The organism is Okeania sp., from assembly GCF_035285525.1.
Classification (GTDB): domain Bacteria; phylum Cyanobacteriota; class Cyanobacteriia; order Cyanobacteriales; family Microcoleaceae; genus Trichodesmium.
In genome coordinates, this window is sequence record NZ_JAYKGW010000042.1 from 1 (window position 1) to 12,214 (window position 12,214).

General features: G+C 38.6%; 5 protein-coding genes and 1 pseudogene. 5 read left to right on the plus strand and 1 reads right to left on the minus strand.

All coding sequences use genetic code 11. From position 1 onward, the window contains the following. Positions 1-4,178: Ig-like domain-containing protein (locus VKJ25_RS04685; protein ID WP_324235464.1), on the plus strand; the 4,178-nt coding region annotated here is incomplete at its 5' end. A gap of 258 nt (positions 4,179-4,436) precedes the next feature. On the opposite strand, the gene VKJ25_RS04690 is transcribed toward VKJ25_RS04685, so the two are convergent. Beyond that, positions 4,437-6,974 carry a glycogen/starch/alpha-glucan phosphorylase gene (locus tag VKJ25_RS04690; RefSeq protein ID WP_324235499.1) on the minus strand — a complete coding sequence of 846 codons (2,538 nt, stop codon included), beginning with the start codon at positions 6,972-6,974 and terminating at the stop codon, positions 4,437-4,439. Between the two features lie 944 nt (positions 6,975-7,918). Here VKJ25_RS04690 and VKJ25_RS04695 point away from each other — a divergent pair. From VKJ25_RS04695 to VKJ25_RS04705, 4 genes and pseudogenes are all read left to right on the plus strand, one after another. Continuing rightward, positions 7,919-9,235, plus strand: coding sequence for a hypothetical protein (locus tag VKJ25_RS04695; RefSeq protein WP_324235465.1), 1,317 nt, complete (start codon positions 7,919-7,921; stop codon positions 9,233-9,235). A 599-nt stretch (positions 9,236-9,834) separates the two neighbouring features. Then, positions 9,835-10,068 (plus strand): annotated as a pseudogene (locus VKJ25_RS24830) (reverse transcriptase domain-containing protein); the annotation flags it as partial. A gap of 15 nt (positions 10,069-10,083) precedes the next feature. Continuing rightward, a complete protein-coding gene (locus VKJ25_RS24835; RefSeq protein ID WP_483143730.1) occupies positions 10,084-10,278 on the plus strand; it encodes a group II intron maturase-specific domain-containing protein in 195 nt (64 codons plus the stop codon). Between the two features lie 802 nt (positions 10,279-11,080). Further along, positions 11,081-12,091, plus strand: coding sequence for an RNA polymerase sigma factor, RpoD/SigA family (locus VKJ25_RS04705; RefSeq protein WP_324235466.1), 1,011 nt, complete (start codon positions 11,081-11,083; stop codon positions 12,089-12,091). Positions 12,092-12,214 lie beyond the last annotated feature (123 nt).

Below are 12,214 nucleotides of genomic sequence, written 5' to 3' on the forward strand. Positions count from 1 at the left end.
CAGTCACTTTCAACATTACAGGAAATGACTCAGATCTAGACGGCACATTAGACTTAGCCACAGTAGACTTAGACCCATCTACGGACGGACGACAAACAACTCGGACAGTAGAAGGAGAAGGAACTTACTCCGTAGATGATAGTGGAAATGTCACTTTTACTCCAAAGCCTGGTTTCAATGGTGTAACCACTCAGATTACATATACAGTTCAAGATGACTTGGGAGCAGTTTCCAACGAAGCTAATATTTCTATAAATGTAACTCCTGTACCTTCCTTAACCGATGATACAGCCACAACTCGGGTCAACACTCCAGTTACATTCAACATCATTGATAATGATGAGAATATTGACCAGACTACGATTGACCTCGACCCAGAAACTGAAGGTATACAGAAAACTATCACCGTTCCTGGAGAAGGTACATTTACTGTAGATGATGGAGGTAACGTTACCTTTACTCCAGAAGATGGTTTCGCAGGAGAGGTATCCATTTCTTATGTGGCCGATGACACCGAAGGTAACACTTTAGAACCTGCTAATATTTCTGTAGAAGTCACTCCCACACCAACTTCTCAACCCATCGCCAACAATGACAACAGTACCACATTTCGTAATCAACCAGTCACATTCAACATTACGGATAACGACAACGATGTAGACGGCAACATCGATCCCAATACGATTGACCTCGACCTAGAAACTGAAGGTATACAGAAAACTATCACCGTTCCTGGAGAAGGCACATTTACCGTAGACTCGGAAGGCAACCTTACCTTCACCCCAGTACCCGGGTTCATTGGCGAAGTAACCATCCCTTACACGATCGCTGATAATGATGGCAGCGTATCCGAACCGGCCAACATCACGATTACGGTCAACAACATTCCGCCTGTAGCTACTGACGACAGCGCTAGCACTGATGTGGGAGAACCAGTCACCTTTAACATAGTCAATAATGACATTGACAACGATGGCAACATCGAACCCACTACCATCGACCTTGACCCAGAAACACCAGATATACAAAAAACTATCACCGTTCCTGGTGAAGGTACATTTACTGTAGATGATGACGGCAACCTCACCTTTACCCCAGTTGATGAGTTCCTTGGTGAAACCAACATCTCTTACACTGTCGCTGACAACAATGGTCAAACTTCCGAACCAGCTAATATCAATGTCACCATTACTAATAACCTACCTGCTGCCAGCGATGATAACATTACCACCACTGTAAATACACCAGTCACTTTTAATATCACAGACAATGATATTGCTGATGAAGGTCTGGATATCGACCCATCAACCATCGACCTTGACCCAGATACTATTGAAGTTGAAACCACACTTATAGTAGAAGAGGGTCAGTTTACAGTCAATGAAACTGGAGAAGTAACCTTTACTCCCACAGATGGATTTATGGGAGAAGTAACCATTCCCTACACCGTAGAGGATACAGCTGGCAACATTACTGACCCTTCTGGGCAAATTACGGTTACAGTCATTGATAACCCTCCCATTGCCACAGATGACAATGACAGTACCTCTGTTAATCAACCTGTAACATTCAATATTGCTAACAATGATGTAGACTTTGAAGGAGAAGTAGACCCAGATACTATAGACTTAGACCCAACTGCATCAGGTATTCAGTCTACATTAGAAGTAGAAAATCAAGGCAGTTTTAGTGTCGATGAAAATGGGGATTTGACCTTTACTCCCGCACTTGATTTTACTGGTGAGGTCACTATTCCCTACACCATCGCAGATGAAAACAATAACGTCTCCGAACCAGCCAATATTACAGTCACTGTGGTTAACATACCACCTGTAGCCCAAGATGACACGAGCAGAACTCAACAGGGGCTGCCAGTTACCTTCAACATCACTGATAATGATAATGACCCGGATACGACTCTTGATTTAACCACAGTAGACCTCAACCCAGCTACACCGGAACGAGATACTAGCGTTACTGTAGCGGCAGAAGGAACTTATACAGTGGATGATGCTGGAAATATTACCTTTACTCCTGAAACTGATTTTACCGGTGTGACTACTATTACATATACAGTTGCAGATGACTTGGGAGCAGTTTCCAATGAAGCTAAGATTTCTGTAAATGTGGTTCCTAATCGCTCCTTGAACGATGACACAGCAACAATTACTGGCAACACCCCAGTCACATTCAACATCATCGACAATGATGAGAATGTTGACCCAGCGACTATTGATCTCAATCCTGAAACTGATGATATAGAGAAAACTATCACCATTCCTGGTGAAGGTACATTTACTGTAGATGATGCAGGGAACGTTACCTTTACTCCAGAGCCTGGTTTTGAAGGAGAGGCATCCATTTCTTATGTGGCTAATGACACTGAAGGTAACACTTTAGAGCCTGCTGAGATTTCTGTAAATGTGACCTCTGACTCAACTCCAGCGCCAACTCCAGCGCCAACTCCAGCGCCAACTCCAGCGCCAACTCCAGCGCCAACTCCAGCGCCAACTCCAAGGCCAACTCCAGCACCAACTCCAACACCAGAGCCTGACACAGATACTCTAGAAGGGTCTCAAATAGATGAAGATCATTCTTGTCCTCCGCCTCCAACTGTAGAACTTGTAGATTTACCTTCTGTACCCCCTCTAGTTCTTGATCCCCATCAATTTGAAGAGTTTTTATTCGGTACAGAAAATGACGAAGTGATTAAAAGTAGTAACATAAATCAAGTTATTACTGCTATTGATGGCTTAGACGGCAATGATTTTATCGAAGGTTCGGAAATTCTTGACATCATATTTGGTGGTTTTGGTAATGATTCAATTTTTGCTAAACGTGAATCTGACTTTGTTAATGGTAAAGAAGACAATGACAATATCAACGCTGGAAAAGGTGATGATACAGCTCGTGGAGGTAAGCATGATGATAACATATATGGTGATATCGGTAATGATACGCTCTTAGGTGATAAAGGTAATGACATCTTATGGGGTGGTACTCCTGGAGGTAATGACAAAGATATTATAGGTAGCGATCTAATGAACGGTGGCAGGGGTAATGACTACCTTAATGGCAACCGCTACAATGATATACTTATGGGTGGTAAAGGTGATGATGAAGTCCGTGGTGGTAAAGATGATGATACCATATTCGGGCAACAAGGTCACGATATGCTCATGGGAGAAGAAGGTGATGACAAGATTGTTGGAGACCCTAATTCAAACTCATCAGAAGAGGAAATAGGAGAAGATTCTGTTAATGGTGGTCGCGGTAACGATATTATACAAGGTAGTCGTGGAAACGACCTCGTAAATGGAGGTAAAGGAAACGATTTCATCTATGGTGGTAAGGATAATGACTTAATCCTTGGGGATAAAGGAGATGATACAATCTTTGGTCAAAACGGAGATGATACAATCTTTGGTGGCAACAATAGTATTGTTGATGGTGATGTATCAGGAGAAGACTACATTCATAGTGGTTCCGGCAATGACTTTATCAATGGTAACTATGCTAATGACGTTATCATTAGTGGTAAAGGGGATGATACTGCACGAGGTGGTAAAAATGATGACTTGCTTTATGGCTTCTTAGGCAATGACCTGATGTTTGGAGATCAAGGCAATGATACCTTATGTGGTTATGTAGGCAATGATACCATGTATGGTGATAACCCTGAATTTGTAGCATCAGTTGGAGCAGAAGGTCAGCAAGACTTTGTCTTCGGTGGTATAGGAGAAGACCTAATATTTGGTAATCAAGGTGCAGATCAATTATTTGGTGAAGTTGGTAATGATACTTTATTAGGAGGTGAGGATAATGATAGGCTATTTGGAGGGTTAGGAAACGATTCTCTCTTAGGAGAAGCAGGTGATGACTTCTTGTATGGAAAGGAAGGTGATGATACTTTATCAGGAGGTAGTGGTAGCGATACCTTCATGCTCAATCTCAACCAAGGACTGGATGTTATTACTGACTTTGATATTAATCAGGACTTCATCCTATTAGATGACCAACTAAATATCAATGCACAAAGTTTCACTGTACAGACTGTTAATAACAATAGTTCAATTTTCTTGAACAACCAACTCTTAGTAACTTTAGAAAATTTATCTATTACCTCAGAGCAAATAGTCAATCGTTTAACTACTCTTAATGATTCCTCAATCGTCTAATAAAGGAGTCAAAAAACCCAACAATAACCTTGATTTATTGTTGGGTTACCATAATTTCAATAAAAAAGAGACGTTTCTAGAAACGTCTCTTTTTTAATATTATCAGGACTTACGCAGCGACCCTAGATATAGTGCTTAAAACCCCATGCGCAATAGTTTTTTGACTCTATATTATAGTACCTTTGCGTAAGTCCTGATTATTAAGTCAAGTCACATCAATTTTGAAGCGTCAGCTATCAAAATTAGAAATTACAACAATTAATTCTCTACCTTCAAGCCAGCATTATCTTGAGTATAAGCTTCCTGATTAATTTTTACAGGTACTGCTCCCCAAATCTCTTTCGCATACTCCATAATCGTCCGATCAGAAGAAAATTTACCCATACGCACAGAATTATAAATAGACATTCTTGTCCATTTTTCTTGGTCTTGAAAAGCTTGACTAACCTGTTCCTGACATTCAATATAAGACTGATAGTCAGCCAATAACATATATTGGTCATTGTACAATAAAGAATCAATCAAAGGCTTGAATAAATTAGGATTACCTTTGCTAAACTGACCACTAGCAATCCGATCAATTACAGACTTTAACTCTGGATTTGTATTATAGTAATCCCAAGGCTTATAACCCTTAGCCTTCAAATCGAAAACTTCTTCAGCAGTCAGACCAAACAGGAAGAAATTCTCTGCTCCCACCTCTTCCCGAATCTCAATATTAGCTCCATCAAGAGTACCAATAGTCATCGCTCCATTCATAGCAAACTTCATATTACCAGTTCCCGATGCCTCTTTACCAGCAGTAGAAATTTGCTCTGATAAATCAGCAGCAGGATAAATTAACTGACCTAATGAAGCATTAAAGTTAGCTAAGAAAACTACTTTCAGACGACCACGCACATCAGGGTCATTGTTAATAACATCAGCAACAGCATTAGTCAACTTAATAATTAACTTCGCCATGTAGTAACCAGGAGCTGCCTTACCACCAAAAATGAATGTGCGAGGTTGAATATCAATATCAGGATTTTGCTTAATGCGGTTGTAAAGAGTAATGATGTTAAATAAATCCAAATGTTGACGCTTATACTCATGGATACGTTTGACTTGAATATCAAACAGAGAATTAGTATCCACCTCAATCCGATTATGCTTTAAAATGTACTCTGCTAGGTCAGCTTTATTCTCCTGCTTAATTTGTCGCCAACGGTTACAAAATTGTGGATAGCTAACATATTGTTCTAGTTGCCTTAGTTGATCTAAATCTCGCAACCAAGTATCTCCTAATTTCTCAGAGAATAACGCAGAAAGTCTAGGGTTACTCAATAAAATCCAACGACGGGGAGTCACACCATTAGTTTTATTCAGGAACTTTTCTGGGAAAAGTTTGTAGAAATCTTTGAGTACACCTTTTTTCAACAACTCACTATGTAGAGCTGCTACCCCATTCACTGCATGACTCCCTACAGTTGCTAAATTAGCCATTCTCACAGCCTTTTCTGGAGTTTCCTCAATTATAGATACACGAGAGATTAACTCCTTGTCATCAGGATACCAAGTTTGCACTTGCTCTATGAAGCGCTGATTAATTTCATAGATAATCTCTAAGTGGCGAGGTAGCAAACTACCAAACAAACTAATTCCCCAACGTTCCAAAGCTTCTGGTAACAAGGTATGATTAGTATAAGCAAAAGTATTTTGAGTAATATGCCAAGAACGCTCCCAGTCCATATCATACTCATCAATGAACAATCGCATCATTTCAGCAATAGCAACAGCAGGGTGAGTATCATTTAACTGAATTGCTGTTTTATCGCTCAAGTTGTCTAAGTTTTGGTGGTTGTTCAAATGCCTGCGGATAATGTCTTGCAAAGCACAGGAAACGAAGAAATATTGTTGTTTGAGTCGGAGTTCCTTACCTTGGGGAGTGTTGTCATTGGGATAGAGAACTTTGGAAATAGTTTCCGAACTCATTTTGTCTGCTACTGCACCATCATAGTTTCCAGAGTTGAACTCTTCAAACTTAAAATCTACACTAGCTTCTGCACGCCACAGACGTAACGGATTAACTGTATTCACCTTGTAACCAGGAACAGGAGTATCATAAGGGATACCAATAACAGTTTCAGCGGGAACCCATGTTACCCTATAATTACCTTTTTTATCGTGATATGCTTCTGTAGTACCACCAAACTTTACTTCTACCTTTTCTGCTGGACGAGCTATTTCCCAGGGGTTGCCAAAGCGTAACCACTTATCCGGAATTTCCGCTTGCCAACCATCTTGTACAGTTTGGGTGAATATGCCAAACTCATAGCGAATCCCGTGACCTATGGCAGGAATTTCTAGGGTAGCTAGAGAGTCCAAGAAACAAGCTGCTAACCTACCCAAACCCCCATTTCCTAAACCTGGATCGTCTTCTTGCTCTAGTAGTTCATCCAAGTTCAGTCCAGATTCGCTAACAGCTTGACGAACTTGTTCATATATGCCTAAGTTAATCAAACTATTACCTAAGTGACGACCCATGAGAAACTCTGCCGATAAGTAATATACTACTTTAACATCTTTCTCATTGTAGGTACGAATTGTAGAAAGAAAGCGTTGGAGTAAGCGATCGCGTATAGTATAAGCCAAAGCACGGTAGAAATCATCCTGTCTTGCCATAGACTCATAAGTGCCTTGCAAATAAAACAGGTTATCTGCTAAGGCACGTCTCAGAGTCGGAATACTCATACCTGTGCGATCGTCTTCTACCTGAATTTGATTTTCAACAGTGGGGTTGGTCGGTTGATTCATTGGCATTCCTTAAGTTTTTCATAAGAAAGAAAGAAAGGTGGTTAGACTGATTAGCTTTACCACACAGGAGTTATTCTATAGGAAACTTTGAAATGAGGAGAGACTCACGAATTAAATTATATTCTTTTACTAATCTAGAGAAAATTAAAATCTATAACTAGAGAGGGTTTGAGACTATATATAGGTATTTAATTTTAATCATTTTTACAGAATTGATTCTAAAATGTGGGCATTTTTGGGCCAGCGAATCAAGGCATAAGTCATAATTTATAAGTCATAAGTCAGGATAAAATTCATAGTAGTAACTTAATGACTGGATAGTAAAAAAACTTTTTTGATTTATCATAATTTTTTTTGATCAAGAGAAAATATTTCAGCCGAAATATTTGAAAAGTATCCATTAAATCATTTCCCCAATTGAAAATTAAGTCCTGTTTTAATTAAAAAAATAGTGAAAACTGACAACATTTTTTACCACAACCTGCTAGCTTTGAAAGACCGTAGTAAAGAATAGAAATTGCCAATTTTCAGAAATTACTTCAATTTTCTGATATCAGAAAACCAGTTTTATTTGTCCAGTAAAACTACTTAGGGAATTACCAAATCTTGGTTAAATTTATTACTCTTTTACTGATACCTATCTTTAAATTTGCGATCTGAAAATTGCCTATTTTGTCACAGATAGAAACTTTTTTTGTCATAGACAAGTCTTATCTAGCGGAGAACAGCAGATTCTTAAGTTTATCAAGAGGCATTGTTAAATCCAGAGATGAATATAGAAGTGGAGTAGGCATCCGGTCCTACCTGAAAATACTGAGAACGGGCAATATTCCCATTCCACAGAACTATTAAAATCATCCTAAAATTATGCAATGTTTATAAAAAATTAACAACGCTCTAAAAAACTTAAGCTACTATTAACGTAATTCAACAAAATATCAACAATGACTGGAAATATAAATGCACTTCAAGTTACTAATAACAGTAACAATAACATTAACTCACCAACTCCCTTAGGTGTTCTACTTCCAGGAACACCTCTAACTGTCTTAGGAACAATCAATGATTTTGACCCAGTAGACTTCTATCGTGTCACAGTTAATACACCCTTAACTTCAGGAATTGCTCTACAAAATCTCACTGGTGATATTGATGTAGCAGTATTAGATAACAATGGTAATTTAATTGCTTATGGCGATAACTTAGGTGCATCCAATGAAGCATTTCAAGCACCTTTCTCTACCCCCGGTGAATATTTGATCAATGTTTATCAGACTGTTCCTGGTATTGCTAGTGAATATCAGTTAGGTCTATTTCCTCCTAGCGCTCCAGTTAATGTTAATACTATTGACAACAGTAATGATAATATCAATACACCAACTGTTTTGGGTCCTCTAGTTCCACAAGCTGCACCTACAAGTGTATCGGGAATAATAAATAATTTAGACGGTGTAGACTACTATCGTGTCACAGTCGATCAACCCTTAATTTCAGGAATTGCTTTGCAAAATCTCACTGGTAATATTGATGTAGCAGTATTAGATAGCAACGCTAACTTAATTGCTCGTGGCGATAACCTGGATGCATCCAATGAAGCATTTCAGGCAGCTTTCTCTACCCCCGGTGAATATTCGATCGTTGTTTATCAAACAGCTCCTGAAATTTCTAGTAACTATGATCTGACCTTATTTCCTGGGGATGCTATTGAAACAACAACAATTACAACGTCTCAACCAGCAAGTATCACTATTCAGGGTGATATAGTCAACAATGATGAACGTGTCAGAAGTAGTGACAGATTTTTTGCCAATAACTCAGATACAACAGTTGTCAGAAAACACGACTATTTGTTAAAAGCCACATTTAACACTCCCATAACAATTGAAATGATTGCCAACAATACTGGCGATCCTTTTCTTGAAGTATTTGAACTTCCTCAAGATGATAATGATCCTCTACTAAATCCTCAAGACCAGCAGATACCAATTGCCGCCAATGATAATGGTGGTGGCGGTCTCAATGCCAAAATTGGACCAGGGGTACAATCGGATTCTTTAGGGATTTCTTCGGAGTTAACTTTATCACCAAATGTTGACTATGTGTTGCGTCTAACTTATAATGAGCAACCTTTCAATGCAAGTTATACCTTAAATGCAAGTGTTGATAATGGTTTTATCAGTTTGGATAGGGTATTTCTCGGAAATCCAGCAGGCTCCCCAGTTATTGGAGGAGATACATCAATAACTGATTTGTCTATTTAAGAAAACTCTTTACTAACTAGGGGGTGTCATCAATTAAATAAGTTGACAAAAAAGCTGTTGTCTGTTATTCAAAAATGGCGATCACCATTTTTTAGGTTCAGATACAGCGAGCGCACACCTGAAATTGTCCGGTCGGTAGGGGTGGGTTTCTCCATAGAGAGGTTGCATAAGTGCGTCCGTACAATAAACAATTTTTCAAAAGTCAAGTTAGATAAACCTGCTCCCCAATGATGTAATGCACAGTTTTAGCTTTGTCAGTCCACCACTTTTTTCGATCAAGCTTCTAACGTCTAATTGATGACACACCCTAGAGCTGGCTTCTGGAAGCCTTTTTGTTGAGGTAGGGAGTAGAGACGTTGCATGCAATGTCCCTACAGATTAAGGAGAAATAGGAGTTATATAAGAGGTGGTCGTTCATACAAATCCTCCTAGGGACATTATTTATATAGAATGTCCCTATTTTTGTCTTCCCATCAAAAAACTCTGTAGAATTAACCACAAGGCGATTATGACTAATGTCATTGCCTCCCAACAAATAAAAACGGGGTTGTGGAGATGCTTAAAGGCAGGGAGGGGTATCACCGGAGTTCCCAGAACAAGGTACACCCCAAGGTGGTGTAGTATCACCACTACTAGCCAACATAGCATTAAACGGTATAGAGGACATCCACCCATCCGTAAGATATGCGGAGGATATGGTGTTCTTCTTAAAACCAAAAGATAACGCTGAGAAGATTTTAGAGAAAATACAGCAGTTCCTAGACAAACGTGGGATGAATATATCAGCAGAAAAGACAAATATAACACAGGCAACGGCAGGCTTTGACTTCTTGGGATGGCACTTTAAAGTGCAAGAAAACGGGAAGCCTCGTAGCACTCCCTCAGAGGAAAACTACGAAAAACTCCGCAAGAAGGTAAAAGCTATAGTCAACAACTCTGTATTAGCCACTGCCACCAAAGCGAAAAAGCTAAGTCCCATTATTAAGGGTTGGAGAAATTACCATCGGTACTGCAAGATGGACGGTTCAAGGTTTAGTCTATGACTAAGCCATGGAACCTGTAAAAAGTTCCTAAAGAATAAAAACAAAGGCAAAAAGGAAGCCAGAAAACTCATAAATCAAGGATTTCCAGGTGCGAGGGGTAATACCCTCCATCGACTCTAACAAACTTAAGTTGATTTAATTGAGCTAAAAATCAATTTATATGTTACAATGTATTATATACCCCAATTGATGTTAAAAAACATCCATTTTGGGTAATGTTTATTAAGAGATTGTATGAAAAAACAACCAAATTTTTCGCCTTCTTTGTTAACTATATAGGAATAGTTCGGTTATCTCTCTGTTGTTGTAGTTGCTTCTTAAATTATGTTAAGCAATCATGGAATTAATCTAGATAGTTAAACATATAAGCAATAGTTTTATCTAATTTTTCCGGAAACCAAAAAAGATAAGTTGGAGTTAATCTCAGTCCTTAAGACTCTGAAAGAAAAATTAAAATTTTTTACCTACGGACAAAAGGTGAACAATTAATTGAGGAATTTAGTCAAGACTTGTATTACAAACAAGAAAAGCAAACTAATACTTACTCCAGCTTGCATACAAACTGAAATATAAAATTTATCAATAGATGCTATGTAAAAATTAAATTTATCTTATTATTTCATGTAAATCATGTAAATAAAGATAAAAAAGTCCAACTATAAAGTTTTTTTTCTACTTTATAGAATTTTGGGGGATGGGCGAACCTATCCTTATCTAGTTGTCTCTATATATACATACCTCCACTATCAGGAGCAAACCATAACTACTGCAATATTTATTATTAATGGAGTTTACTACAAGAATGTCAAAATTAAATCAAGAAACTAAAACTCAGAAGACAACTAAAACTACAATTAGCGGTAGTCTTTACTCCTCAATGGATACAGTTCGTACTTATTTGCGTGAAATTGGTCGTGTACCACTCCTAACTCGCGAAGAAGAAATTGTTTATGGTAAGCAAGTGCAGCAAATGATGCAACTGCTGGAGTTGAAAGAAAAATTAGAAGAAAAAATTAAGAGAGCAGCAACCGAACTAGAATGGGCAGAATATGTAAAGCTAAGTTTAGAAACACTTCAAAAACAGATTAAGCAAGGTCAACGTGCCAAGCAAAAAATGATTGAGGCTAATCTGCGTTTAGTAGTAGCGATCGCCAAAAAGTACCAAAAACGAAATATGGAATTTTTGGATTTGATTCAAGAAGGTACTCTGGGATTAGAGCGGGGGGTAGAAAAATTTGACCCTACACGAGGCTACAAATTTTCTACTTATGCCTACTGGTGGATTCGTCAGGCAATCACTAGAGCGATCGCTCAACAAGCTCGTACAATTCGTTTACCAATCCATATTACGGAAAAGCTCAATAAAATCAAAAGGATTCAGAGAGAGCTAATTCAGAGTTTAGGTCGTAGTCCTACTCCTTCTGAAATTGCTCAAGCTTTAGAACTAGAGCCTGCTCAAATTAGAGAGTATCTTTTGATGGCCCGTCATCCTATTTCTTTGGATTTACGAGTTGGAGACAATCAGGACACAGAACTGCAAGAACTTTTAGAGGATGAGGCATCATCTCCTGATGACTATATCACTGGTGAGTTATTACGTCAAGACTTAAATACTTTATTAGGAGAATTGACTGAACAACAACGTCGTGTCTTAATATTGCGTTTTGGCCTTGAGGATGGTAAGGAGATGTCTTTGGCTAAAGTAGGAGAGAGACTCAACCTCAGTCGTGAGCGAGTTCGCCAACTAGAACATCAAGCTTTAGCCCATTTACGTCGTCGCCAAGCTAAGGTCAGAGAGTATGTAGCCAGCTAAAATAATTAATAATTAACAATTAATAATTATTAATTACCTTTTCTTATGAATAAGAGGATTGGCTGAAAGGAATTTTTTTCTTGATCTTGGTCGATTGGATATGCGGTTTTCGGGGCTTGAGCT